The sequence below is a fragment of the Mangrovivirga halotolerans genome (genome assembly GCF_026241165.1).
GTDB lineage: Bacteria > Bacteroidota > Bacteroidia > Cytophagales > Cyclobacteriaceae > Mangrovivirga > Mangrovivirga halotolerans.
This window is the reverse complement of record NZ_JAPFQN010000002.1, coordinates 120595-147015: the sequence shown is the minus strand read 5'-3', so window position 1 is coordinate 147015 and position 26421 is coordinate 120595. Positions and strand designations below refer to the sequence as shown.

Annotated in this window: 21 protein-coding genes and 1 tRNA gene; 16 read left to right on the top strand and 6 right to left on the bottom strand. The window is 37.2% G+C overall.

Going from position 1 to position 26421, the window contains the following annotated elements:
• Positions 1-37 precede the first annotated feature (37 nt).
• The 6 genes from OO013_RS01885 to OO013_RS01860 all read right to left on the bottom strand — a co-directional run bounded on the left by OO013_RS01885 (position 38) and on the right by OO013_RS01860 (position 8021).
• Positions 38-3205: a cadherin-like domain-containing protein gene (locus OO013_RS01885; RefSeq protein ID WP_266054872.1), complete on the bottom strand. Its 3168-nt coding sequence runs from the start codon at positions 3203-3205 to the stop codon at positions 38-40.
• A gap of 246 nt (positions 3206-3451) precedes the next feature.
• Entirely contained in the window at positions 3452-3928 is a 477-nt protein-coding gene (locus OO013_RS01880) for a hypothetical protein (protein WP_266054870.1), read from the bottom strand.
• Between the two features lie 279 nt (positions 3929-4207).
• A tRNA-Cys gene (locus OO013_RS01875) sits at positions 4208-4278 on the bottom strand.
• Positions 4279-4405: 127 nt separating this feature from the next.
• Positions 4406-6187, bottom strand: a complete 1782-nt coding sequence (gene rpsA, locus OO013_RS01870; RefSeq protein ID WP_266054868.1) for a 30S ribosomal protein S1 — start codon at positions 6185-6187, stop codon at positions 4406-4408.
• A 158-nt stretch (positions 6188-6345) separates the two neighbouring features.
• On the bottom strand, positions 6346-7179 hold the full coding sequence (locus tag OO013_RS01865; protein ID WP_266054866.1) for a universal stress protein: 834 nt from the start codon (positions 7177-7179) through the stop codon (positions 6346-6348).
• Positions 7176-8021 carry a universal stress protein gene (locus OO013_RS01860; protein ID WP_266054864.1) on the bottom strand — a complete coding sequence of 282 codons (846 nt, stop codon included), beginning with the start codon at positions 8019-8021 and terminating at the stop codon, positions 7176-7178. The genes OO013_RS01865 and OO013_RS01860 overlap by 4 nt, the downstream gene beginning before the upstream one ends.
• 625 nt (positions 8022-8646) lie before the next feature.
• Between OO013_RS01860 and OO013_RS01855 the strand changes: the two genes are divergently transcribed.
• From OO013_RS01855 to OO013_RS01780, 16 genes are all read left to right on the top strand, one after another.
• Positions 8647-9690: a PA0069 family radical SAM protein gene (locus OO013_RS01855; RefSeq protein ID WP_266054862.1), complete on the top strand. Its 1044-nt coding sequence runs from the start codon at positions 8647-8649 to the stop codon at positions 9688-9690.
• Between the two features lie 381 nt (positions 9691-10071).
• Entirely contained in the window at positions 10072-11451 is a 1380-nt protein-coding gene (locus OO013_RS01850) for a c-type cytochrome (RefSeq protein WP_266054861.1), read from the top strand.
• Between the two features lie 37 nt (positions 11452-11488).
• A complete protein-coding gene (locus tag OO013_RS01845; RefSeq protein ID WP_266054860.1) occupies positions 11489-14629 on the top strand; it encodes a TAT-variant-translocated molybdopterin oxidoreductase in 3141 nt (1046 codons plus the stop codon).
• A gap of 27 nt (positions 14630-14656) precedes the next feature.
• Complete coding sequence (gene nrfD, locus OO013_RS01840) at positions 14657-16021, top strand: NrfD/PsrC family molybdoenzyme membrane anchor subunit (RefSeq protein ID WP_266054858.1); 1365 nt, start codon at positions 14657-14659, stop codon at positions 16019-16021.
• Positions 16022-16026: 5 nt separating this feature from the next.
• The gene (locus tag OO013_RS01835) at positions 16027-16554 is read left to right on the top strand and encodes a DUF3341 domain-containing protein (protein WP_266054857.1); all 528 of its coding nucleotides are present in this window, start codon (positions 16027-16029) and stop codon (positions 16552-16554) included.
• A gap of 10 nt (positions 16555-16564) precedes the next feature.
• Positions 16565-17194 carry a c-type cytochrome gene (locus tag OO013_RS01830; protein WP_266054856.1) on the top strand — a complete coding sequence of 210 codons (630 nt, stop codon included), beginning with the start codon at positions 16565-16567 and terminating at the stop codon, positions 17192-17194.
• A gap of 9 nt (positions 17195-17203) precedes the next feature.
• Positions 17204-18598 (top strand): quinol:cytochrome C oxidoreductase, encoded by a 1395-nt coding sequence (locus OO013_RS01825; RefSeq protein ID WP_266054855.1) that lies wholly within the window; start codon positions 17204-17206, stop codon positions 18596-18598.
• Positions 18599-18620: 22 nt separating this feature from the next.
• Positions 18621-19697, top strand: a complete 1077-nt coding sequence (locus OO013_RS01820; RefSeq protein ID WP_266054854.1) for a cytochrome c oxidase subunit II — start codon at positions 18621-18623, stop codon at positions 19695-19697.
• A 17-nt stretch (positions 19698-19714) separates the two neighbouring features.
• A complete protein-coding gene (locus OO013_RS01815) occupies positions 19715-21595 on the top strand; it encodes a cytochrome c oxidase subunit I (protein WP_266054852.1) in 1881 nt (626 codons plus the stop codon).
• A gap of 34 nt (positions 21596-21629) precedes the next feature.
• Entirely contained in the window at positions 21630-22649 is a 1020-nt protein-coding gene (locus OO013_RS01810) for a COX15/CtaA family protein (protein WP_266054850.1), read from the top strand.
• Entirely contained in the window at positions 22642-23535 is an 894-nt protein-coding gene (cyoE, locus tag OO013_RS01805) for a heme o synthase (protein ID WP_266054848.1), read from the top strand. Before OO013_RS01810 ends, cyoE begins: the two co-directional genes overlap by 8 nt.
• A gap of 2 nt (positions 23536-23537) precedes the next feature.
• Positions 23538-24146, top strand: coding sequence for a cytochrome c oxidase subunit 3 (locus OO013_RS01800; RefSeq protein ID WP_266054845.1), 609 nt, complete (start codon positions 23538-23540; stop codon positions 24144-24146).
• Between the two features lie 16 nt (positions 24147-24162).
• Positions 24163-24918 (top strand): cytochrome c oxidase subunit 3, encoded by a 756-nt coding sequence (locus OO013_RS01795; protein ID WP_266054843.1) that lies wholly within the window; start codon positions 24163-24165, stop codon positions 24916-24918.
• 27 nt (positions 24919-24945) lie between these two features.
• Entirely contained in the window at positions 24946-25317 is a 372-nt protein-coding gene (locus tag OO013_RS01790; RefSeq protein ID WP_266054842.1) for a cytochrome C oxidase subunit IV family protein, read from the top strand.
• A gap of 9 nt (positions 25318-25326) precedes the next feature.
• Positions 25327-25881: a hypothetical protein gene (locus OO013_RS01785; RefSeq protein WP_266054840.1), complete on the top strand. Its 555-nt coding sequence runs from the start codon at positions 25327-25329 to the stop codon at positions 25879-25881.
• On the top strand, positions 25874-26413 hold the full coding sequence (locus OO013_RS01780) for a DUF420 domain-containing protein (protein WP_266054839.1): 540 nt from the start codon (positions 25874-25876) through the stop codon (positions 26411-26413). The genes OO013_RS01785 and OO013_RS01780 overlap by 8 nt, the downstream gene beginning before the upstream one ends.
• Positions 26414-26421: the final 8 nt, after the last annotated feature.

Below are 26421 nucleotides of genomic sequence, written 5' to 3'. Positions count from 1 at the left end.
ATAGATAGAAATTAAAAGGGACCGGGGTCCCTTTTATTTAATCATGCTGTATCATCAATTTACCATGGTATAGATAATTATTTTGTTGGATTTGATATAAATAAATACCATTCTGATATTCTTGGCCATTCCAATCTATCTCATAAATTCCTGGTGTTTGATTTTTATCAACTAACACTTCTAATTTTCTCCCGGTTTGATCAAATATTGAAATTGTAACTTTGGCATTATTTTCAACAAAATATCGGATAGTAGTAATGTCGCTAAATGGATTAGGATAATTTGTTGGCTCATTAATCGTTAAACTTCCTGAAGAATTATTCACCTGGAGGCTATGTAAACTTAAACTACTTTCTGAGGTCATAGGTAATATAGCTTCAGATGTACTTATATTATTTTCTTCATCGATAGCTTTACATAATAGGGTGATTACATCGCCTTTTACAGAGACTAAATTACCAAAGTCATCAAATTTATATTTGAATTTATTCTTTTCATATTTCAATTCCAGTATTTGTCCGTCATTTACTTCGACTCCCATATTATTACTGATATTTATCCAAAATAACTGTGGATTTGGAGCCTTTATCTCAACCGTGTTCTTGCTTTGATCAATTTCAATGGAATAGGAAGAATTGATTTTGTATTGAATAGCTGGATTTATTAGATCCGGTATTTTTATTACTGATGTAGTTGTTAGATTGTCTGAACAGACATCATTTGCTAAACATGAAACAATATATTCATTATTACCGCTTGGTGTTAGTGCTGCTGAGACTTCCGGAGGTAAACTATCATCAACAGTTATCGTAGCTGTTTTATTATCTTCTTTACCACATTCATCAACCACTTTCAATAGATAGTCAAAACTTCCAACTTGAAGAATTACTGTTGTGGTAGGGGCTGTCGATGGTCCGGCGATCAATTCGCCCTCGCTGTACCAGCTATATAGTAAAATTCCTTCTTCCGGATCAGATGATCCACTTCCATCAAGGATAACCTCTGTGCCTTCTGGTCCTTCACATTCAAAGGTTTGATTTTCAAAAACTGCGATCGGTGGTTTATTTTCTTCAATTACTTCAATAAAAACCTCTACTGAATCTGATAAATTGTTTGTCGCATCTTTCATTCGGTAAACAAATTTATCTGACCCGACAAATCCTTCATTAGGGATGTAAACGAACTTGCCATCGGCAAAGGCAGATATGTTTCCGTTTTCTGGAGAGGATAATATTGCCGTGGCTGTTATCGCGTCACCATCAGCGTCATAATCATTTGCAAGAAATCCACTTGTTGGAATTGTTAGTGTTGTGTTCTTGATTGCAGTGTAATGATCATCTAAACCTATTGGATTCCGGTTTCCCTTAACTACCATAATATATACTCTCACTGAGTCAGAATTATTATTCGAGGCATCTTTCATTCTATATGCAAATGAATCCATCCCTTCAAAATCCGAATCAGGAGTGTAGTTAAAATGACCATCTGCAAAGGCTGATAATGTTCCATTATCCGGTGGGTCTAATATAGCTGTAGCTGTAATCGCTTCAGAATCCTGATCTATATCATTAATTAAAAATCCTGGAGAATTCACTACCAGACTCATATTTGTTAAAGCTGTATAGTAATCATCATATCCTACCGGATCTCTGTTTGCAGACGGGGCTACATCGATAGTAACAAATACTGAATCAGAAAAGTTAGATGAGGCATCTCTCATTCGGTAAGCAAATTTATCAGGACCTGTGTACTCAGGATCGGGAATATAGATGAATTGTCCGTCAGCAAATGCAGAGAGTATTCCATGATCTGGTGGGTCTAATATAGCTGTAGCGGTTATTACTTCGCCGTTTGTGTCAATATCATTAATTAAAAATCCTGGAGCATCAACTATTAAATCCCGGTCATTACTTATTTTAAAATGATCATTAACACCCACAGGCATTGTACCATTTTCAATTACTGTTATTTCGACAGTTACTGAATCAGATATATTAAATAAAGCATCTCTCATTCGATAGACAAATTTATCAGGACCTGTGTAGTCAGGATCGGGAATATAAGTGAATTGCCCCGCAGCAAAAGCGGAGAGTATTCCATGATCCGGAGGATCCAATATTGCTGTTGCTGTAATTTCATCTTCATCAGGATCAAAATCGTTGATTAAAAATCCGGAAGTTGGTATTGATAAGGTTCCGTTCTTAACTACAACAAATTTATCATCAATTCCTTCTGGAGGTCTGTTTCCTTCGAGGACATTTATAGTTACTTTTACTGAATCAGAATAATTGTTTGATGCATCTCTCATTCGGTAAGCGAATGTATCTACACCAGTAAAACCCTGATCAGGTATATAAGTAAATTTTCCGTCTGCAAAGGCCGATAATTGACCATTGTCTGGAGGATCTAAAATTGCAGTGGCTGTAATCATTTCCCCATCCTGATCAATGTCATTTTGTAAAAAACCGGGAGCATCTATAACTAAAGTAGTATTAGCTGTAACACCAAATATGTCATCTTGTCCAATTGGTGTTCTGTTAGAAGGTTCTGAAACAGTAATAGTCACAAATACAGAGTCTGAATAATTGTTTGAAGCATCTCTCATTCTGTACGCAAAACCATCATCTCCAATGAACCCAGGATTTGGGATGTAAACGAAATTACCATCTGCAAAGGCTGAAAGTATTCCATTATCAGGCGGATCCAGAATTGCTGTGGCTACTATCGCTTCTCCTTGTAAGTCGATATCATTTTGTAAAAATCCGGGGGCATCAATGATCAATTGTCTGTCTGTGGCAGTCTGATAATAATCAGGTGTGCCTACAGGAGCTTCGCCACACACTGTAATGGAAAAGACCTGAAAATTATTAATATCTTTTTTTATACCGACTTTGAGAAGTGAAGATGAATAATTTATGTCTGCTTCAGGTTTGTTAGATGCACTATTTGAATCAATTGATTCTGTAGAAAGCTTGATGTCTGAATCATTTGAATATAATTGCTTCATGACAGTAGATGGTAAAGCTTCATCTATCAAAGGGGTATTATTCCCATGGTCTATCGGCTGATAGAAAATTTTAGGTTCGTAATTTGTGTTGATTTGGTTTTCTTCAACCGGAATTTGATTTTGCCCGGTGATAATTAATGGCAATAGAAGCAACAATATGCTAAAGAGCACTTTTTGGTAGTGTGGTAGTGGTGACATTTTTAAAATGGTGTTATTTGTATATTTAATATAATAAAAATAATACTAAACAACACTATTAATAGATTTGTAACGATTGAAACTCTATTAAAAATAGCTTGTATATCAGTAAATGAATCAAAGGGTTACTGACTATTCAAGATGTTTAAAGTTTAATTATTATTGAAAAGAAAAAGAATGGTTAGGTGAATAACCAAAAATTCTTTTCACCTTAAGAATGATAGGAGATTTTTGAATTTGAAAACCTTATTGAGAATCGGACTCCCTGTTAAATCTTGGTTTCATATCACCAGTATCAGATGGATTGAAATTCTCATTTTGGCTCTTTACTTCTCCCGCTTCTAAAGCCCGGTCCAAATGAATAACCAGATCTCGTACTTTGGTACTTGAGCCTCCATCAATATCAAGAAAGTATCGAATTACTACATATACGTTATTATCTTCTTCATCCTTGTAAAGACGGCGGATAGGAAGTGCCAGATCTTCGATCCCTCTTCGAATATATACTTCCGGTTTTGAAATCCTTTCGGGTTTTGGGATGAAACAATATCTGTAATGACTTGCAGAAGCTTTGCCAAAAGTAATTAACATTCCTGCATGATAGGTAGCACTATCAATTGCGGTATAGACAGGGAGCCTGGAAGTTTTAGGGTATTGAGCCTTTAGCTGTTGACTTATGCCAAAAGTAAAAAGGATCAAAAAAATGAAAAATATTTTATTCATTACCCAAAATATGAGACACCTATAAAAATTAACGAAATCCGTAATTTTAGTTTCGGATTTTGCCTTATAAAATTAAAATGATCTACTAATACTACCTTGTTTGCTCTTGTTTATTATTGCTTATGGTGCTGAAATCATGCCAAACTATTAAAATTCTAATCAATAGCTTTTAAAATTTGATAAATTCAATTTTATGCTCTATAAACAATATTTATTATAATATAAGCATCAATATTTTAAAATAAAAAAAAACCGACTAATCAATAGTCGGTTTTGGTGAGGTTCCGAGCGGATTCGAACCGCTGTAAAAGGTTTTGCAGACCTCTGCCTAGCCGCTCGGCCACGGAACCTTGTTTGTTTTAAGGTGATGCAAAACTAGTTAAAACAAATGTTTTGCACAACATGAAAAGTCAATTTTATTAGATAAAAAAAATCCGCCGGTTAAGGCGGATTTTTATCTTATTGAAAAGGAGACAATTACTTGTCGTCTTTACCTTTTTCCATTTGTTGTTTAAGCTGAGAAAGGGCATCAAGATCACCTAAAGTAGCTTTGTCTTCCTGTGTTTTAGGAGCTGCTTTCTTAGTTGATTTTTTCTTAGGAGCTGGCTTCTCTTCAGCTGCTACTTCAGAGTGAGTAGCTTTGTGAGAAAGAACGATCTTTTTATCGTCTTTAGAGAATTCCATTACCTTAAAGTCTAATGACTCGCCTACATCAGCTTTGCTGCCGTCTTCCTTAATCAATTGTTTTGTATTCGCAAAACCTTCGATTCCGTAAGGAAGTTCAAGGATCGCTCCTTTGTCATTTTTGTTAACAATAGAAGCTTTATGTACAGAACCAATAGAGAATACTGTTTCGAAAGTATCCCATGGATTCTCTTCTAGTTGCTTGTGTCCAAGAGCAAGTCTTCTGTTTTCAACGTCAAGCTCAAGTACGATTACTTCAAGCTCATCGCCAACTTTTACAAACTCAGAAGGGTGCTTGATCTTCTTAGTCCAAGACAGGTCAGAAACGTGTACAAGACCATCAATACCTTCTTCAAGCTCAATGAACAATCCGAAGTTAGTCAGGTTACGTACTACACCTTTATGTTTAGTACCAACAGCATATTTAGTAAGGATATCTTGTTTAGTCCAAGGATCCTCAGTAAGCTGTTTAATACCTAGTGACATCTTTCTTTCGTCTCTGTCGATAGTTAATACAACTGCTTCAAGTTCGTCACCAATGTTGATGAAGTCTTGTGGGTTACGCAGGTGCTGAGACCATGACATTTCTGATACGTGGATCAAACCTTCAACTCCAGGCTGGATTTCAAGGAATGCACCGTAATCAGCAACATTAACGATCTTACCTTTAACTTTTGAACCAACTTCGATCTTCTCATCAAGTGAATCCCATGGATGAGGAGTAAGTTGCTTCATACCTAGAGAAATTCTCTTCTTCTCATCATCAAAGTCAAGTACAACAACGTTAACTTTTTCGTCAAGTGAAAGAACTTCTTCAGGGTGGTTAATTCTACCCCATGAAATATCTGTAATGTGAAGTAATCCATCTACACCACCAAGGTCAATGAATACACCAAAGTTTGTCATATTCTTGATAACACCTTCAAGAACCTGACCTTTCTCAAGGTTGTTAAGAATTTCAGCTTTTTGAGCTTCGATATCTTTCTCGATAAGTACTTTGTGTGATACAACAACGTTGTCGTTAGCGTAGTTGATTTTAACAACTTTAACTTCCATTTGCTTTCCAACAAATACGTCAAAGTCACGAATTGGCTTAACATCGATCTGTGAACCAGGAAGGAAGGCTTCGATACCGTAGATGTCCACGATAAGACCACCTTTTGTACGACGTTTAACCGTACCCTCGATCACTTCATCATTGTCAAGAGCAGACTGGATTTTTTCCCATGCCTTAACGATCTTCGCTTTTCTTCTTGAAAGCACTAACTGTCCGTTAGCATTTTCTTTTTCTTCGACGAAAACCTCAATTTTCTGTCCAACTTTCAGATCTGGCACGTCACGGAATTCCGAAGCAGATACCAGGCCGTCAGATTTGAAGCCGATGTTCAAAACAACATCTCTGTCGTTGAAATCAACAACAGTGCCCTCTACAACCTCTTTTTCAGTAACCTCGTTTAAGGTCTGGTCGTAAAGTTTTTCCATTTCAGCTCTTTCTTTCTCAGAATAGCTGTCTCCAAACCCCTGGTCACTGATGTCATCCCAGTTGAAGTCTTGATTTTTTGATTCTTCTGCCATAATAAAATTAAAATCACCCGTTTATACAGCATAAAACCCGGGCAGCTTTTTATGCCTTTTTATTTTACAATTTTCTGTAAACCAATAATTTACAGATTCGCTCACCTGAGCGGAGCGCAAAATTAACCAAATTATTTGATTTTCACTAAGTAAGCTCCTTAATCTTTGTCCTGATTCAATATAAGCAAGGGCTTTCTGATGTGTGTGGCGAGATAGTGACTTTTGCTTTTCCCCAGTAAATTTTGCCAAAATCCTTTTTCACGATGCAAATTTACTACAAGGTCGATTTCATTCTCTTCGAGATATTCTTCTAATGCCGGAGTAAACTTTGCTGAAGGGACAAAACGGTAAACATGAGGTGCATCTTTTAGTATATTTTCAAGGATCAACCCTGCTTCGATTTCCTTTTCGGAAGGATGTTCGAGATCTTCCCCTGCATACAATACGTGAATTCGAAACCCAAAGGCCATACTTAAAGAATTAAATACTTGCATATTTTGATTGTCCTTGACCTGCTTGAAATCATAGCTGAACACTGCTTCCCTGAAATCAAAATTTTCCTGTTCCTCAGGTATGATCAATAAAGGCTGGGTGACAGTGTGAAGAACATCTGTGATAGTATTGCCTAGAATAGGTTTCTTGTTTTTGTATTTTTCTGGATTCCCCAATATGATAAGGTCCGGATGAAAAGATTTTATATTATCTAAAATAGCCTCTAAGGCAAATGCCAGATCTGGATTAAATTCAATTTCAGATTCATTCAATTCTGGAATGTCTTTAATGATGTTGTCATATTTCTTTTTTGCCTCTGCCAGATATTCGTCAATAATAGAGCGATCGAAAGTATTGGCAACGTCCATCATCGGAAACGGAGCATTCGTGCCATGCAGGATCATTATTTGACAATTTCCTACTTTTTTTCCGATCAGAGCAGCCGTTTTTAAAGAAGGTTTAGCAGCTTCATTAAGATCAATTGGAACTAATATTTTCATCTATCTGCCTGTATAACTAAAAGAGGGATTTCGCTGTGAAAAGCTAATTGTTTAGTGATGCTACGCTTAAATAATTTTGTAATTATATCATGTTTTCTCGGCATTACTGCCAAAAGATCTGCATCGGTTTTTTCAGTGAAAGAAAGAATTCCTTCTTCAACTTTTTCTGCCTCCAGGTACTTGAATTCGTGCGGTATACTCTTGAAGTGTAAAGCAAGTTGCTTTGCCTCAAACCGTTCTTCTTCATCAAGTCCGGTAACTCCGTCTGTATCAATGTGTAAAATATGAATTTTTGCACCAACGAATTTAGCCAGGTCTATAAGGAAAGCAATAGTTTCTCTTTTCGGTACTTGCTGAAAATCACTTGTGAAGACGATGGTTTTCAGGCTTTTCAGTGAGGCTTCTTCCGGGATAATGATGACGGGTATCTTAACAGTTTTAATAACATTGTAGGCATTGCTACCTATTAATACCTCATCTATTCCTTTTGCTCCATTTGTGCCCATAATCACGAGCTCAATATTTTCGCTTTCTATTGCGTCTTCTATCGCGTCATTAACAAAATCGTAAGTGGATTTTAATTGAAAGTTTACCTTCTTTAATTCAGGGATTTTTTCCTCCAGATTTTCAAATTCTCTGTCAACATCTTCTTTTATTTCTTTGTGCAATTCAGGATCTACTGCAACTCCTGATTCCATTTCTACTCCGGTAACAGGAATACGGTATGCATGTAAGAGAACAACTTGTGCATTCATTGTTCTGGCTAAAGCAACTCCCTCTTTTGCTGCATTAAGAGAGCAGGCGCTAAAGTCTATTGGGATTAATATTTTTTTGATGACCATTGTTGTCTGTTTATTTAATTGGTTTACGGATTGGGCCCGTATTATTTTGATAGATCTTATTTTTCAGGTTTTTAACCTAAATAACGCCAATAAAGACGTAACAAATGATAGACCGCAGTGAAAAGTGAATTGTCAATTTGTAAATCACTCTATTCTGTCAGTTTCATTACCTAATTAAATATAGTTTACACCAGACTAATTATCAAGCTAAGCAACTGATAAGAATCAGGAAACCAAAAGACTTTTAGCATCGTATGAGATAAAATAAAAATACCCGGACTTAATGCCCGGGTATTAAAAAAATCGTACAAGTTTAGGTACAGGTAAAGTTTAAAAAATCGTTTAGTTTAAAAAGTTCAACTTCTCAGTTAAAAAATGATTTGTTATTAATTAAAATATATTCTTATCATCTGATCCATCTCATGAGAATATATTCTTACAAATCTTGCGTTGTCAAAAGCTTTTTCCATTTTTTCTTCTCTTTTCATTTCACATTGTAAAGATAGGATCCTTATTGTCTTTTTCCATGAAAAAATGTACGTCTACCTTTCGAGTGTAATATATAGTGTCTAATATAATCTTGCTAAAAATATTAGTTTACTAAAAAAATTAGTATCATTACCGTATGAAGGGTAGAGGATCAGATTTTAATTTTAATAATCGATTTTACAAGGAAAAATTTGGCTTGTTCGAGCCAGAAGGTATTGATGTTTTTGAATCTGAGGATGTAGTAAATACAAAATATTATAATGATTCTCCTAAAAAAGTTATAAATAAGGTTAATAGCCCAGACTTGAGATTGGATTTCTCAATCAATCCATACCAGGGTTGTGAGCATGGATGCAGTTATTGTTACGCAAGAATGAGTCATGAGTATTGGGGTTGGAATCCTGGTCTCGATTTTGAATCGAAGATTATTATAAAAAAGGATGCCCCTAAACTTTTGGAAAAAGAACTGATGGCGCCTTCCTGGAAAGTCTCGCCAATTATGTTATCAGGGAATACTGATTGCTACCAGCCGGTAGAAAAAAAACTTGAGATCACCCGGGGCCTCCTACAGGTTTTTAATAAATATAAACATCCTGTTTCCTTAATAACTAAGAATTCACTTATCGAAAGGGATCTTGATATACTGGAAGAATTGGCTCAGGAAAATTTGTGCCATATATATATAAGTATAACTACCCTTAAGGAAGAGCTTAGAAGAACAATGGAACCGCGGACGGCTACTGCAAAGAAAAGACTTGAAGTGATTAGAAAATTTTCTGAGAGAAAAATACCTGTCGGTGTAATGGTTGCTCCTGTCATTCCTGGCCTAAACAATACGGAGATTCCAAAAATTGTCGAATCAGTTGCGCAGGCTGGCGCCAGAAAGGTAGGTTATACGGTTGTAAGATTAAGCAAACCGGTTTACCAGGTTTTTGATCGGTGGCTCAAGCAAAATTTCCCCGAAAGGTATAAAAAAGTAATCAATCAAGTTAAAACTTTGCACGGAGGAGATGTCTCTGATTTGAAATGGGGCAGAAGAATTAAAGGAGACGGGCCCATAGCAGAAATTATTCGCCAATCTTTTCAGTCAAGTATAAACAGGTATATGCCTGATAGGTCCATGCCAACCTTTAATCTTAATTCATTTAGGAAAGGTGGAAACCTCAAAATAGAATTTTGATGTAATTTTCATGTAAGAAAATTAATATAAAATAACAATTTAAGTTTTGTTTAAGCTTTTATCAATCAATCTCTTAAACGATTAAAAAACTCAATTTCGTAATTATCAACCCAGTTAATTATTACAATTGTAATGAGCTTTACTTATGAAGCCATCTTTGAAAAGTTAAACAAAACAAAATACACAACATCTTATTTAAAACCATTCTAAATTAAATAGCTTTCATATTAGAAAAGACTAATAAATCGCTGAAAAGCACTGTTTTGAGCATAATGAGAGAAATTATGTATGATTTGAAAGTATTTTGTCAAACCTGTTTGTTTGAAAACAAGCGTTCGCATAGTAGATTTGTAGCGATTTTAAAGGATGTAGTATACTGAAATGAGTATAATCAATTACTTAAACGAAAAGAAAATGGCTCTGGGTTGCAAAATGAGGAACTTTTTGTTCCTAATTTGTATTCTGTCGGGTACTGTAGCGTATGCTCAGCAAGACTCGGCTACTGCTGCGGGAGATGCTGCGGCGGGTGGTGAACAACAGGAAACAGCTGCTGCAGATGATGCTGCTTCAGGTGGAGGAGAAAAATATCCTGGGATTCCCACGGATCAGGCTTCAATATCAGCCGGTCAGGAATTATTTGAAGGAAACTGTAAAACTTGTCACAACATCCACACTAAGTTAGTTGGACCTGCTCTGGCAAATGTTTATGAAAGAGTTCCAGGTGAAGGAGAAGAGTCGATAGAATGGCTCCATAATTTCATCTACAATTCACAAAAGGTTATTGCTTCTGGCGACCCATATGCTCAAAAGCTTTGGGAAGAATATAAGCCAACTGTTATGACGTCTTTCCCTTTCGAAAAAGAACAGGTGAAAGACATTTTAGCTTATATACAGCAGGAAACAATTAAAGGACCAGCAACAGCTTCAACTGAAACTGGGCCTGGAGGAGAAGTTACAACAGATGGAAAGCAAACTGGAATAAGTAGCACTTATATGTCTGTTATTCTTGGCGTATTGATCTTTGTTCTTGTTCTGATCCTTGTGGTTCTGATCTTAATAGTTAACATTCTTGTTAAGTATTTAAAGGACAAAGAAGACCTGGACGAAGCTGACAGAGAAGTAATTGAGCAAAAGTTCAGTTTTAAAGATCTGGCAACTAATAAAGTATTTTTGGCAATATTAACTGCAATTTTCATAGCAGTTGTCGCTAAAACGTCAATTGATGCTTTATTTACTGTAGGTATCCAGCAGGGATATCAGCCTGCACAGCCTATCGCATTTTCTCACGCTCTTCATGCCGGTGAGTATGAAATTGATTGTAATTACTGCCACACCGGTGTAAGAAAAAGTAAAAATGCGAACATTCCTTCGGCAAATATCTGTATGAACTGTCACTCTGTTGTAAAGACAGAATCAAAACAGATTCAGGAAATATATAAAGCTGTAGAGGAAAACAAACCAATCGAGTGGGTCCGTATCCACAACCTTCCTGACTTAGCTTATTTTAATCACGAGCAACACGTTGAAGTTGGTGAGATCGAATGCCAGACTTGTCATGGGCCGATCGAAGAGATGGAAGTAGTATATCAATATGCTCCGTTAACTATGGGATGGTGTATAAACTGTCACCGTGAAACTGCTGTTAATGCAGACGGAAATGATTACTACAACAAACTCGTAGAATTACATAATCAAGAGACAGACGAACCAATGACCGTTGAAGATATCGGTGGTCTTGAATGTTCTAAGTGTCACTATTAATTAAAGAATTTCTTTCCCTAGATATAGATAGATTGAAATGAAAAAAGTAAATAAAACATACTGGAAAGGCCTTGAGCAGTTAACAAACGATACTGAGTTTGTTAAAAATGCACAGAATGAATTTCCAGAAGTCCCTGGTGAAGGTGAAGATGCACCCTCGAGATCACGACGTGATTTCCTTAAAATGATGGGATTCAGCCTTGCAGCTGCTTCTCTTGCGGCTTGTGAAGCTCCTATCAGAAAAGCAATCCCTTATTTGAACAAACCGGTAGATGTTGATCCGGGTATTCCTAACTATTATGCGTCTACTTACTTTAACGGTGGTGATGTATATAGTGTGGTTGTTAAAACCCGCGAAGGTCGTCCGATCAAATTAGACGGAAACAAGCATGGTGTTGCTGAAGGTGCTACAACAGGACAAGTTGAAGCTTCTGTTTTAAATCTTTATGATACAAACAGACTTCAAAATCCTAAAAAAGGTGAAGCAGATATTACCTGGGAAACCCTTGATGCTGAAGTTAAATCTAAATTATCTTCAATTCAGGCGAAAGGTGGAAAAATTGCTGTTGTAAGTGAAACAGTAAACTCACCTTCTATTAAAAAGGCATTAAAGAAATTTGCTGATAAATATCAGAATGTAGAGCACGTGATGTACGACCCGATCTCTGAGTACGGAGTGATGGCTGCTCACAAAGCAACGTTCGGAGTTGACGCAGTACCTTCTTATGACCTTACTAAAGCAGATGTTATTGTTTCAGTAGCTTCTGATTTCCTTGGTTCAAGAAGTAATTCAGGACAATTCTCAAAAGCTTATGGTAAAATCCGTAAGGTAAGTAAGGACAATCCTGAAATGAGTCGTCACTACCAGTTTGAATCAAACCTTTCATTAACTGGTGCAAATGCAGACTACAGAACTCCAATCAAACCTTCCCAGGAAGGATTTGTAGTTGGTCAGCTTTATAATTTGTTAGCTAAAAAGGCTGGAGCGGCACCTCTTTCAGGTGTATCTGGTGCTGAAGTAGCTAATCTTGAAAAAGCTGCAAATGACCTGTGGAAAGCAAAAGGTAAGAGTTTAGTGATCGCTGGCTCTAACGATCCTGATGTGCAGATCGTTGTAAATGCGATAAACAACTTACTTACAAACTACGGTTCAACTATCAATATCGATAAACCTGCTTATTACAGATTAGGTAATGATAGAAAAATGAATGCTTTCGTAAGCGGATTGGCAAAAGGAGAGTACAGTGCTGTAATCTTCTACAATGCAAACCCTGTTTACAATCATCCAAAAGGTGATCAGATTGCTTCTGCTTTATCTAAAGTTGAACTTTCAGTGGCAACAAATGGTACTTCTGATGAAACTTCATCATTATCACAATACATTGCCCCTGATCATCACTTCCTTGAAGCATGGAATGATGCTGAACCTGTAAAAGGACACTTTACCCTTGGTCAGCCTGCTATCAGACCTTTATTCAAAACAAGAAATGCAGGAGAATCTTTCCTTGCATGGTCTGGTGAAACTACTTCTTACTATGATTTCTTAAGAAATAACTGGAAAGAAGGACAGTTCGCTGCTCAGTCTTCTACAGGAGATTTTGATCAGTTCTGGAATGAGACTTTATATAAAGGTGTTTTTGCCGGAGATGTTCAAACAGCGGAAATTACTGAAACCGCTACTAGTGATGAAGCTCCTGCTACAGAAGGCCAGTCTTCTACAGGTTTCACTGCTAACCTGGCTGCAGTTGCATCTAGAATTAAAAAGAACTATAAAGCTTCAAGCTCCAATATTGAGCTTGCACTATATACAAACGGAACAGGTAATGGTAGCATGGCTAATAACCCATGGTTACAGGAAATGCCTGATCCAATTACAAAAGCTACCTGGGATAACTATCTGACTGTTTCTCAATCTTTCGCTCGTGAAAATGGGTTAGAAATGAAAGAAGGTCAGACTGTTACTGCAACCTTGAAAGTAGGAGGGCAAACAATGGAAGTGCCAGTTCTTATTCAGCCTGGTCAGGCAAAAGGAACAATGGGACTTGCGTTAGGTTACGGTCGTAAAAAAGCAGGTAAAGTTGGAAATGAAGTAGGAGTTAATGCTTACCCACTTCTTGCAGTACAAAATGAATTTGTTTCATTTAATGTAACTGAAGGAGTAACTGTAGAGCCAACAGGTAATACATACAAGATAGCTCAAACTCAGACTCACGAAACAGTAATGGACAGAGATAGCATCATTAAAGAAGCTACTCTGAAACAATATAAGAAGGATCCAAACAGTGTTGTTGATCATCCAGAGTTCCACACATCTGAGGGTAAGAAAAGACCTGAAGCGATCACGTTGTGGGATGGACACGATTATAATAATCACCATTGGGGACTTGCAATTGATCTTAACTCATGTACAGGATGTTCTGCTTGTCATATAGCTTGCCAGGTTGAGAATAACATTCCGGTTGTGGGTAAAGAGGAAGTTCTTAATCGTCGTGAGATGCATTGGATCAGAATCGACCGATACTATAGCTCACCAGAATCGGCAGATTCTTATGATGAGATGGAAAATGCTGCAGATAATCCTGAGGTTGTATTCCAGCCAATGATGTGTCAGCATTGTAATAATGCTCCATGTGAGACTGTTTGTCCGGTTGCTGCTACAACACACAGTTCTGAAGGTCTTAACCAGATGACGTACAACAGATGTATTGGTACTCGTTACTGTGCTAATAACTGTCCTTACAAAGTAAGACGTTTCAACTGGTTCAAATACCATGACAATAAGCAGTTTGACAAAAACACAGCTCAGAACAGTGCGCTTGGAAAAATGGTTCTTAACCCTGATGTTACAGTTCGTGCAAGAGGTGTAATGGAGAAATGTTCATTGTGTGTACAAAGAATCCAGTCAGGTAAGCTTAAAGCGAAGACTGAAGGTCGTCGTCCGAATGATGAGGATGTGACAACAGCTTGTGCTGCAGCTTGTCCTTCAGATGCAATAGTATTTGGAGACCTTAAAAACGAGGATTCTAAGATCCACAACTTATTGAAAATAAGAAAGGCAGAGAATGATGCAAATGGAATGGAAATCGGAGAGGAGAGAGCATATGCTGTTCTTGAAGAACTTCGAGTAGATCCGAATGTATTCTACTTTGCTAAAATTAGAAATAAAGACGAAGCTTAAGTTTAACCCGGAGATTGTAAATAAATTATGCAGGTTACTTCAACAGTAAGAAAGCCCTTGGTTACGGGTGGTAAGACATACCACGACGTAACGCAGGACATATGCCAGTATGTGGAACAGAAACCACCGAAGACATGGTTAGCCGCATTTACTTTTTCTTTCCTTGTATTACTGGTAGGTAGTTATGCCGTAGTAATGACCTTATGGGAAGGAATTGGAATGTGGGGTCTTAATAAAACTGTCGGTTGGGCATGGGATATTACCAACTTCGTATGGTGGGTTGGTATCGGACACGCAGGAACACTAATTTCTGCTATTCTATTACTCTTCAGACAAAAATGGAGAACATCAATTAACCGTGCAGCTGAGGCGATGACTATTTTCGCCGTTATCTGTGCTGCGATGTTCCCGGTACTTCACATGGGTAGACCATGGTTAGGAGCATACTGGGCATTACCATTACCGAATACATTTGGATCTCTGTGGGTTAACTTTAACTCACCACTTCTTTGGGACGTATTTGCGATATCAACTTATTTCTCTGTATCATTAGTATTCTGGTACATTGGATTAATTCCTGATTTCGCAACTATTCGAGACAGAGCAACAAATAAAATCAGTAAAGCAATTTATGGCGGACTCAGCATGGGCTGGGACGGAGGTGCTAAAAACTGGATGCACTATGAAGCAGTTTCTTTGATTCTTGCTGGTATTGCAACTCCACTTGTACTTTCTGTACACACCATTGTATCGTTTGACTTTGCTACTTCAGTTATTCCTGGATGGCATACAACGATCTTCCCTCCATATTTCGTTGCAGGTGCGATCTTCTCTGGTTTCGCAATGGTACTAACATTAATGTTGATCACCAGAAAAGTTTACCACCTTGAAGATTATATTACAATTAACCACATCGAACTTATGAACCTTGTGATTCTTATTACAGGATCGATCGTGGGTATTGCTTATATCACTGAGTTATTTATGGCTTGGTATTCAGGAGTTGTTTATGAACAGTATGCTTTCATTAACAGAGCAACTGGACCATATGCCTGGGCTTACTGGTCAATGATGACTTGTAACGTGATCTCTCCACAGCTATTCTGGATTAAGCGAATCAGAACTAGTCTTGTTTCGACATTTATCTTGTCGATCATTGTAAATATCGGTATGTGGTTTGAGCGTTTCGTAATTATCGTTACTTCTCTTCACAGAGATTACCTTCCTTCGAGTTGGGCAATGTTTACTCCAACATGGGCTGATATGGGAGTTTACCTATTTACTTTCGGATTGTTCTTCACAGCGTTCTTCTTATTCGCGAAGTTTTTCCCTGTGATCAACATGGCTGAAGTAAAAGCTGTTTTAAAATCTAGTTCTGAAAGAAAAGACTGAGACCAATGGATACAGGAAAAAATTACTTAGTAGGTATATTTTCTGACGAAGACGATGTTATGTCAGGAGTGCCTAAGATAAAAGAAGCCGGAGTTAAGATAGAAGAGGTTTATACTCCATACCCTGTTCATGGACTTGAGCATGTACTGGGATATAGTAAATCAAAATTACCAATGATCGCATTCTTCTTTGGTTTAACAGGTACGACCCTGGCTCTTGTAATGCAGATCGGTATGATGTATTGGGACTGGCCAATGATCATTGGTGGTAAAGACTTTTTAGCATTACCGGATTTTATACCCGTAACTTTCGAATTAACTGTTCTACTTACTGCATTTGGTATGGTAGGTACGTTTTTCGTGACAAGAAATCTGAAACCTTGGGCAAAACCAAAGATATTCGATATTCGAAGTACTGACGATAAGTTTGCAATGGCTATTGACCTGGCTGTTAATAAAAAATCAGTAGAAGAGATTCGAACTATCCTAAGTGAAGCCGGTGCTTCAGAAGTTAATGAGAAAAGCTTTGAATAAACAATCGAGAATGATGTCATCAATACAAAAATATTTTTATGCGTTAGTTGCCATTTCAGTATTGGCTTCATGCTCTGCAGATGGTGATAATCCGGGCGTTGAATATGCACCTCAAATGTATCATACAACCCCTTATGAACCACTATCTCAAATCACGAATGTAGAAGCTGGTGAATGGGCAAGCAGTGATGAAGATACTTTGGGTGAATTTTACAATTCAAACCCTTACAATCCGCATAATATGACTATGCGTGAACCTGCAGAAAATACGGTAAGATACACCGGTACTGCTCCTATGCCTTATAATATACCTAAGGATAGTTTCGATCTTGCTGCTCGAACTTTAACAAATCCTGTAGATTCTACAGATGCTGTTATAACTCAGGGTAGAGCATTATACGATCGTTTTTGTTTACACTGCCATGGTCCGGAAGGAAAAGGTGGTGAAACAGGTACAGTAGGAAAAGTATTTGCCGGTATCACCAGTTATTCATCAATTGGTGTAAAGGATAAACCTGCGGGTCATATCTTCCATGTTATTACTCATGGAAAAGGCCGAATGGGCGCTCATGGATCACAGTTAAGCCAGGAAGAGCGTTGGAAAATTGTTCGTTACGTACAAATTCTGCAAAAGAAATAATAGAAAGAAATGCACGCTGTAAATCACAACCTTGACGAAAAATTCAATTTCACCTCTTCCCTGAAGAAAAAGGTGTTTATCGTCGGTATCGCAGGCTTATTGCTTATGATAGCCGGAATTTTCACAACTTCCTCAGGAGATCATCACGGTGAAGAATCACACGAAGCAGTTGCTGAAGTAGTAGTTCAGGACCAGGATCAACATGGTGAAGATCATGCTTTAGATGCAGAAGACAGTCCGGGAGAAGCTTCCCATGAAGCTCAGCCTCATGGAGAATTTAGCTGGGCAGACAGATTAAAAGCTGATCTTTGGATAAATAATATGTATTTTACCGGTTTGGCAATTATTGGAGTATTCTTTTTTGCTATACAATATGTGTCTCAATCAGGCTGGTCAGCCGGAATCCTTAGAATACCTATGGCATTTGGTGCATGGCTACCAATAGCATTTGTATTAATGCTTATCGGATATTTCTGGGGAGGTCATGAAATTTTTCACTGGACTCACGGATATCTGTATGATAAATCAAGCCCTTTATTTGATTCGATAATAAATGGAAAAGCAGCATTTTTCTTTTGGCCTACTGAGCCATCAGGAGATTATCCTTTTCCTATTTTCTGGTTTGTAAGATTAGTTTTATTCTTTGCACTTTGGTATTACATGTTCGTTACAATGCGTAAAACCGCATTGAAAGAGGATATAGATCCAAGTACAAAGTATTGGCATAAATTAGTGAAACAAGGTGCTGTATTCCTGGTTATCTTTGCAGTAACAAGTTCTGTATCTGCGTGGGATTGGGTTCTTTCAATTGACACTCACTGGTTCAGTACTATGTTTGGATGGTATGTATTCGCAAGCTGGTGGGTTAGTGGACTTGCTGCTATTACCTTGATAGTTTGCTTATTGAAAGGAGCTGGTTACTTATCAGTAGTAAATAGCAACCACCTTCATGACCTTGGTAAATTCGTCTTCGCATTCAGTATTTTCTGGACCTATATCTGGTTCTCACAGTTCTTACTGATCTATTATGCAAATATTCCGGAAGAAACAATATACTTTATAGAGAGAATGAGTAGTCACCAATATGCACCATTCTTCTATTTCAATTTAATCATAAACTTTTTCTTCCCATTCTTGTTTCTTATGACAAGGGAGTCTAAGCGTCATTTAGCATTCTTGAAAATTGCTTGTATTGCAGTTTTAGCAGGTCATTGGATTGACTTCTACCTGATGATAACACCAGGTGTATTGAAAGAGAATGGTACTTTTGGCCTGATGGAAATTGGCTCAGCTATGTTCTTTGGTGCAGCATTTACTTTTGTAGCACTAACAAGTCTAGCTAAATATCCGTTAGTACCGAAAAACCATCCGATGTTGGAGGAAAGTTTACATCATCATATTTAATTAAACTGTAACACTCGATAAAATGGATAATACGTTATTAATATTAGGGGCATTCGGAGCGATTCTGATACTTGTGATCCTCATCACTGTATTCAGAGTAATCACCCTGGTTGATGTTGCGAAGGGTTCCGATAAGAAGCGTGCCTCAGGTAGTAATTTTAATAATGCCCTTTTAATGCCAATCTTCGGATTGTTGTTTTTAGGAGGTATATTTTATTATTCCTGGGCCTCTTTCGAAGATTATAAACTTCCAGTAGCCTCAGATCATGGTGTTAAAACAGATGAATTATTCTGGATTACAATGCTTGTTACTGGTGGTGTATTTGTCATCACTCATATTCTGTTGTTCTGGTATAGCTGGAGATACAGATTCAGTGAAAAGAAGAAAGCATTGTTTTATCCTGATAATACAAAGCTAGAATTAGCCTGGACTATTGTTCCCGCTATTGCATTAACAGTATTGATTCTTAGTGGACTTTTCGTATGGAATGATATTACTGCAGATGCTCCTGAAGATGCCATTAATATTGAAGTAATGGGTTATCAGTTTGCATGGGGAGTTAGATACCCTGGTAATGATGGTGAACTTGGTGATTATAATTATCAATTGATTGATAATACGAATTCATTTGGAGTTAACTTTAATGATAAAGCTGCTTTGGATGATTTTATGCCATTAAAACTGGTTATACCAAAAGATACTCCAATAAATCTTAATATAAGAGCAAGAGATGTACTTCACAGTGTTTTCTTACCTCATTTCAGAGTGAAAATGGATGCTGTACCAGGTATGCCAACTAATTTCCACTTTGTCGCAACAAAGACTACGGATGAAGTGAGATCAGAAACTAAAAATCCTGATTTTAAATATGAAATGGCTTGTACTGAGATTTGTGGAAGAGGTCATTTCTCAATGAGACTTGAGGTTGAAGTGCTTACTAAAGAGGAGTACAAAAAGTGGGCAAGTGAGCAAAAGACATGGGTAAATATGAATCAAGACTATTTCACTGAAGGAAATGGTAAAAGATTCGAATTGCCAAAACTGGCTGAAGAAGGTCAGGAGAATGAAGAGAAATTATCTGTTAACGCAGCACTTTAATAAAAATATTAAGGACAATGTCTGAAATTAAAACACAAAACGTGCACATCGATTCTCATGAGGAACATCATGATGATCATGCACATCACGAAACGTTTATTTCAAAATATATATTTACTACTGATCATAAAATGATCGGTAAGCAATTCCTGATGACAGGTATTTTCTGGGCACTTATTGGCGGTGCACTTTCCCTGATATTCAGGATTCAGCTAGGTTTCCCTGAAGCTGATATTTCATGGATGAGACCGATGCTGGGTGAATGGATCACTCCGGAAGGAAGATTAGATCCGGAATTTTATCTGGCTCTTGTAACAATGCATGGTACTATTATGGTATTCTTTGTATTGACTGCAGGTTTGAGTGGTACTTTCAGTAACTTCCTGATTCCATTACAGATCGGAGCCAGAGATATGGCAAGTGGTTTCATGAACATGCTTTCATACTGGTTCTTTTTTGCTTCCAGTGTAGTGATGTTCTCTTCACTATTTATTGAAACTGGTCCTGCTGCTGGTGGATGGGTAGTTTACCCTCCATTAAGTGCATTAGAGCAAGCTATCCCGGGATCTGGTCTTGGTATGACTATGTGGCTGGTTGCAATGGCATTGTTTATTGTATCTACTCTATTAGGTGGTATTAACTATATCACTACTGTAATAAACCTTAGAACTGAAGGGATGTCTTTCTCAAGACTTCCATTAACAATCTGGGCGTTCTTTATTACTGCAGTGATTGGGTTACTTTCATTCCCTGTTCTTTTTGCAGCAGCGTTATTATTGATATTTGATAGAAGTTTTGGTACAGCTTTCTATCTGTCTGATATTTATATTGGCGGAGAAGCTTTACCTCAGCAAGGTGGTTCACCGGTATTATACCAGCACTTATTCTGGTTCCTGGGTCACCCTGAAGTATATATTGTGATTATGCCGGCTTTCGGTATCACTTCCGAAGTAATCTCAACAAATGCCAGAAAGCCTATCTTTGGTTATCGAGCAATGGTTGGATCACTTCTTGGTATCGCATTCCTTTCATTTATTGTATGGGCTCACCACATGTTCGTATCTGGTATGGATCCGTTCTTAGGTAGTGTTTTCATGCTTTTAACTCTTGTGATTGCGGTTCCATCTGCAGTTAAGGTATTTAACTATCTGACTACACTTTGGAAAGGTAATATCGTGTTTACACCTGGTATGCTTTTCTCTATAGGACTTGTGTCACTATTTATCTCAGGTGGTCTTACTGGTATTTTCCTTGGTAACTCTGCGATTGATATTCAGCTACACGATACCTATTTTGTTGTTGCTCACTTCCACCTTGTAATGGGTAGTGCTGCATTCTTTGGTATGATGGCTGGTGTTTATCACTGGTTCCCAAAAATGTTTGGTAGAATGATCAATGCAAAACTTGGATATGTTCACTTCTGGTTAACATTTGCAGGTGTTTATTTGGTATTCTTCCCTATGCACTATATTGGTATAGCAGGATTCCCTAGAAGATATTATACCTGGAGTTCATTCGAAACATTCAGTAATATATTCCAGGATCTGAATGCTTTCGTTACGATAGCTGCTATTATAACTTTTGCAGCTCAGTTTATCTTCTTATTTAATTTCTTCTATAGTATTTACAGAGGAAGAAGAGCTCCTCAGAACCCATGGCATTCTAATACTCTTGAGTGGACAACACCTATTGAGCCTGGTCATGGTAACTGGCCTGGAGCAATCCCAACAGTTTATCGTTGGCCTTATGATTATAGTAAGCCAGGTGCAGCTGATGATTACATTCCTCAGACAGTGCCTTATTCTGAAACTCCGGAATCTAATACTGATTTCGAAAATGAGCTTGCTGCGTTAGAGAAGGAAAGTGGAGTAGAAGAAGTTGACGAAACTAAAGAATAAATCAAGATATATTAATCTATTCAGAAAATGCGGTGTGCTCACCGTATTTTCTGTTTATATACTCATTCTTGTAGGAGGGATAGTTCGGTCTACAGGAGCAGGTATGGGATGTCCGGACTGGCCAAAATGTTTTGGGCAGTGGGTTCCACCTACCAGTGAAGAACAACTCCCCGAAGGATATGAGAATTACTATACCCAAAAGAGGGTAGAGAAAAACGAAAAACTTGCTGGATACCTGAATGCCTTGGGATTTTCATCACTTGCTTATGAAATCTCAAATGATCCGATGGTAATGGAAGAACAACCTTTCAATCCCACGAAAACATGGATTGAATATGTGAACCGGATAGTAGGAGTGATTATAGGGCTTTTTATCTTTGCTACACTCGTCTTTTCAGTTCCATTTGCTTTCAGTAATAAGAAAGCGTATTTCTGGTTGGCTTTTCTGGCATTTATACTTGTTGGTATTGAAGGCTGGATTGGTAGTGTAGTTGTTTCTACTAATCTTATGCCATGGATGATAACAGTTCATATGATATTGGCTCTTTTTATTGTGCTGATACTTGAGCGGCTAATCTTCAAAGTAATGGAATATGATGTTGTTACTTTACCTTCAAGATTTAAAGCGATACTTTGGATTGGTTTGATTTTGTCATTCGTTCAAATAATACTCGGAACTCAGGTTCGGGAGAGTATAGATGAAATCGCATTGGCATTTGGAAATGAGCAAAGAGAACTTTGGATCGGTGAATTAGGACTAGGGTTTTACATTCACAGAAGTTTTTCATTGGTTATCTTTGCAGTGCATTGCTATGTAGCCTGGGTATGCTATAAGCTGGGACGTACCTCGGGTAAGTTCTGGAAATGGCTAATGATTGTTCTGGTTATTATAGGAGTTGAAATTATTTCAGGCGTAATAATGGCCTATTTTGCAATTCCGGCAGTGTTACAACCAGTTCATTTGCTCTGTGCAGCATTAATGATTGGTATTCAGTATTGGATAATACAGATTGTATCTAAAAAGAAAGAAGAGGTAATAACTGTCCATGAATAATTCGGCAGAAATATTAAATACTAATACAGCTTCGGTACGCTTCAGAGCATTTGTCATGTTGTTGAAGCCAAGGTTATCGATGTTGGTGGCGTTTTCATCAGCATTTGGCTATGTCCTGGCTGTTAATGGTTCTGTAGACTGGTTTATTTTAAGTATGCTGTCTATAGGAGGCTTTCTTGTTTCCGGTGCATCAGTAATCTTTAATCAGATCATTGAAAAAGATCTTGATGCAATGATGAACCGAACTAAAACAAGACCTTTACCCTTAGGGATAATATCATCAAATGAAGCTTTATTTTTCGGCTTAATAGTAGGTATTGCCGGTTTGGTAATGCTTTATATCTATACTAATCCATTAACTGTATTGCTTTCATTTGTATCAATGCTTCTTTACAGTTTTGTTTATACTCCACTTAAAAGGGTAGGGCCGATAGCTGTATTTGTGGGAGCAATCCCTGGCGCTTTACCACCGCTTATCGGGTGGGTTGCTTATTCAGGTGATATTACTTTTGAAGCGTTAGTGATCTTTGGGATTCAGTTTATCTGGCAATTTCCACATTTCTGGGCGATAGCCTGGGTAGCTGATGATGATTATAAGAGAGCTGGGTTTAAACTATTACCAAATGGAGGTCGTAAAGATTTTAATTCAGCTGTTCAGATAATGACTTATACCTTATTTTTGCTACCGTTGAGTTTACTTCCGGCAAAATTTGGTATTACGGGAATAGATTCTGCAATCGTAGCGATTGTTTGTGGAGTCTTATTTTTGGCGCAGACCTTTAAATTGATGATTGACACAAGCAGAAAATCTGCTTTAAAAATAATGTTTGGTTCTTTTATTTACCTGCCTGTGGTGCAGATTGCATTTATGTTGGATAAGGTGTAGATATGGAAAAGGAGAGAGAGAATATGGAAGAACAATTAAAAATAACTCGGGAGTCGAAAGGCATCTTGAATATGCATCCGCAAAAATTTGCTATGTGGCTGTTTATGTTGACAGTACTGATGATATTTGCGGCTTACACCAGTGCATATATTGTTAGAAAAGGACAGGGAAGCTGGATACCATTTGATCTTCCGGTTACTTTTCTTTATAGTACGGGGATTATAGTTTTGAGTAGTATATTTATGCAAATAGGTTACTTTGAAGCTAAAAAGAATAATAAAGGTAAAGTAATTTTATTCACAGTGCTTACCTTGCTTTCTGGTATTGCATTTCTTGTAATGCAATTTAAAGGATACGGAAGGCTTGTGGATATGAATCTTTACTTTTCGGATCCCAATAATGTTAGTGGATCATTTATTTATGTAATTACCGGAGTGCATGCAGCACACTTGATTAGTGCTCTTGTATTCCTGATAATAGTATTGATAACTGCCTTTAAAGTAGAAAATATCAAAGATAAACTTGTACGAATGGAGATTTGTACAACTTATTGGCACTTTTTAGGTGGACTTTGGATTTATTTATATTTATTTTTGCAACTGAATCAATAATCTAAAATAAAATTAGATGGCTACAACAGCAACAATCAAATCGCCTTCGAAAAGCACATGGAGCGGTGGGCAGGCACCGATGAAGGCTAGTTACGGGAAATTAATGATGTGGTTTTTCCTATTGTCGGATGCTTTTACTTTTTCGGCTTTACTAATCACATATGGAGTAATTCGTTACAGCTATCCTCAGTATAATCCTGAAATACACGGAGAGGTATTTAAATTCTCTACTGAATACTGGCCTATTCCTGATTACGTATTCGATGGAGTGCCATTTCTACATGGTATGCACTTACCATTGATTTTCGTATCGATCATGACATTTATATTGATCTTGTCTTCAGTGACCATGGTACTTGCTGTTGAAGCCGGCCACAGAAGAGATCGAAAAGACGTAGAAAAATGGATGCTTTGGACAATCGTCGGAGGTCTTACCTTCCTTGGATGCCAGGCATGGGAGTGGTCACACTTTATTACAGGAAAAGAAGAAGGTCTTAAAGGTGTTGCAGATGCTACCAAATTCTTCGGAGCTAACCTGGTGCAAAACCAATATGGCCCTCAGGGATTCGCTGATTTGTTCTTCTTTATAACAGGTTTCCACGGAACGCACGTATTCAGTGGTGTTGTTCTGAACTTTATAGTATTCTATAATGTAGTTGTAGGAACATACGATAAGCGGGGACATTACGAAATGGTTGAAAAAGTTGGACTATACTGGCACTTTGTTGATCTTGTGTGGGTATTTGTATTTACTTTCTTTTACCTTATCTAATTCATTTAAAGGCAGAATCTAATTATCATGGCTAATATAAATACAGAAAATACAACAGGAACGATTCCAAGGAACAAAGAAACGGTCAACAAGATAATAAAAGTAACAGCAATACTTGCTGTAGTTACATTGATCGAAGTTGGTGCGGCTTATGTTTTCCCACGGGGATTGTTATTATTCGCATTTTTCATTGGACTGACATTGGTAAAAGCGTTTTATATCGTATCTGAGTTTATGCACTTAAAATACGAGACAAAATCGCTTATCTGGTCAATCATGCTTCCTCTTCTATTTGTAATCTGGTTATTGGTAGCATTGAGGACCGAAAGTGCTGAAATTTTTCAGACTAAATTCTCAGATGAAACAAAAACAGAAATTCCTGTAGAGAATAAAGAATAAAATTCTTATATGAATAAAACTTTTAAAGTCGGCATATTGCTTGTAATACTAGCTGTGCCGGCTTTTATTTTTGTTTTTCTCCATAGTTTCGGGAAAAACCACTTCGACACTCAAACTTACTATTCAAATGGTGTTGATTCTGTTCTGACTGATTGTGTAATAAATGAATCTGGTCAGTATAGGATTTCTCATTCCTTTTTTAGTAATGATTCAATTAATGTCTTTTTATTGAATTCAGATCCCGTTATTCATTCTGGATTAACTTCCACCTGGGAAAGCTGGTTTGATGCTTATTATGAGATGCCAGTTTCTTTCAAACAGGTACTTCCTCAATCCTTATGTCTTCAAAATACTTATAGGATTAAAAACATTAAGTGCGTTAATTCTAATGAATTAAATGAACTTTACTGTGATTTAATAGTTAAAAAGGAAAATCTTAACCAGCCTTATGGAGTTCTGGTTAATGAAGATAAGGTCATTAAAGGCTATTTTGAGCTAAATGATAACAAGGAAATAGACAGGCTTTTCGCTGAAATACAAATATTGTTGACGAATTATGAATAGTGGAACTATTAATAAGCCTACTCAGTGGTTTGTAGGTGTTGTTTCTGTAGTTGTGCCCCTTTTAGTTGCATATTTACTATATGCTGATTTGGGATTAGCTTCAGATAAAGGCTGGGTATATTCTCTGCCGGGATTAAATGCAGTAATAAACTCAGCTACAGCTGTTATTTTGATTCTTGGACTTTACTTTATAAAAAAAGGTGATATAGCTAAACATAAGACTATGATGCTTTCTGCACTTGCTCTGGGAGTTATATTTCTAGTGTCTTATATAATTTATCATTCTTCGGTTTCAAGTACCGCTTTTGGAGGGCAAGGTGCAATCAGATACATCTATTATTTTCTACTTATATCTCATATCTTACTATCAATAGTTGAAGTGCCATTGGTATTATTGGCTCTAATTTATGCTTTTACAAAACGTTATGATAAACATAAACGTATAGTAAGATGGGCATATCCTGTATGGCTTTATGTATCTGTAACCGGAGTCATAGTTTATTTAATGATAAGTCCTTATTATAGTTTTTAAGATCAGTA

Coding starts and splice junctions, on each gene's coding strand:
- OO013_RS01885 (WP_266054872.1), bottom strand. CDS start 3,205: ATGTCACCACTACCACACTACCAAAAAGTGCTCTTTAGCATATTGTTG.
- OO013_RS01880 (WP_266054870.1), bottom strand. CDS start 3,928: ATGAATAAAATATTTTTCATTTTTTTGATCCTTTTTACTTTTGGCATA.
- rpsA (WP_266054868.1), bottom strand. CDS start 6,187: ATGGCAGAAGAATCAAAAAATCAAGACTTCAACTGGGATGACATCAGT.
- OO013_RS01865 (WP_266054866.1), bottom strand. CDS start 7,179: ATGAAAATATTAGTTCCAATTGATCTTAATGAAGCTGCTAAACCTTCT.
- OO013_RS01860 (WP_266054864.1), bottom strand. CDS start 8,021: ATGGTCATCAAAAAAATATTAATCCCAATAGACTTTAGCGCCTGCTCT.
- OO013_RS01855 (WP_266054862.1), top strand. CDS start 8,647: ATGAAGGGTAGAGGATCAGATTTTAATTTTAATAATCGATTTTACAAG.
- OO013_RS01850 (WP_266054861.1), top strand. CDS start 10,072: ATGAGTATAATCAATTACTTAAACGAAAAGAAAATGGCTCTGGGTTGC.
- OO013_RS01845 (WP_266054860.1), top strand. CDS start 11,489: ATGAAAAAAGTAAATAAAACATACTGGAAAGGCCTTGAGCAGTTAACA.
- nrfD (WP_266054858.1), top strand. CDS start 14,657: ATGCAGGTTACTTCAACAGTAAGAAAGCCCTTGGTTACGGGTGGTAAG.
- OO013_RS01835 (WP_266054857.1), top strand. CDS start 16,027: ATGGATACAGGAAAAAATTACTTAGTAGGTATATTTTCTGACGAAGAC.
- OO013_RS01830 (WP_266054856.1), top strand. CDS start 16,565: ATGATGTCATCAATACAAAAATATTTTTATGCGTTAGTTGCCATTTCA.
- OO013_RS01825 (WP_266054855.1), top strand. CDS start 17,204: ATGCACGCTGTAAATCACAACCTTGACGAAAAATTCAATTTCACCTCT.
- OO013_RS01820 (WP_266054854.1), top strand. CDS start 18,621: ATGGATAATACGTTATTAATATTAGGGGCATTCGGAGCGATTCTGATA.
- OO013_RS01815 (WP_266054852.1), top strand. CDS start 19,715: ATGTCTGAAATTAAAACACAAAACGTGCACATCGATTCTCATGAGGAA.
- cyoE (WP_266054848.1), top strand. CDS start 22,642: ATGAATAATTCGGCAGAAATATTAAATACTAATACAGCTTCGGTACGC.
- OO013_RS01800 (WP_266054845.1), top strand. CDS start 23,538: ATGGAAAAGGAGAGAGAGAATATGGAAGAACAATTAAAAATAACTCGG.
- OO013_RS01795 (WP_266054843.1), top strand. CDS start 24,163: ATGGCTACAACAGCAACAATCAAATCGCCTTCGAAAAGCACATGGAGC.
- OO013_RS01790 (WP_266054842.1), top strand. CDS start 24,946: ATGGCTAATATAAATACAGAAAATACAACAGGAACGATTCCAAGGAAC.
- OO013_RS01785 (WP_266054840.1), top strand. CDS start 25,327: ATGAATAAAACTTTTAAAGTCGGCATATTGCTTGTAATACTAGCTGTG.
- OO013_RS01780 (WP_266054839.1), top strand. CDS start 25,874: ATGAATAGTGGAACTATTAATAAGCCTACTCAGTGGTTTGTAGGTGTT.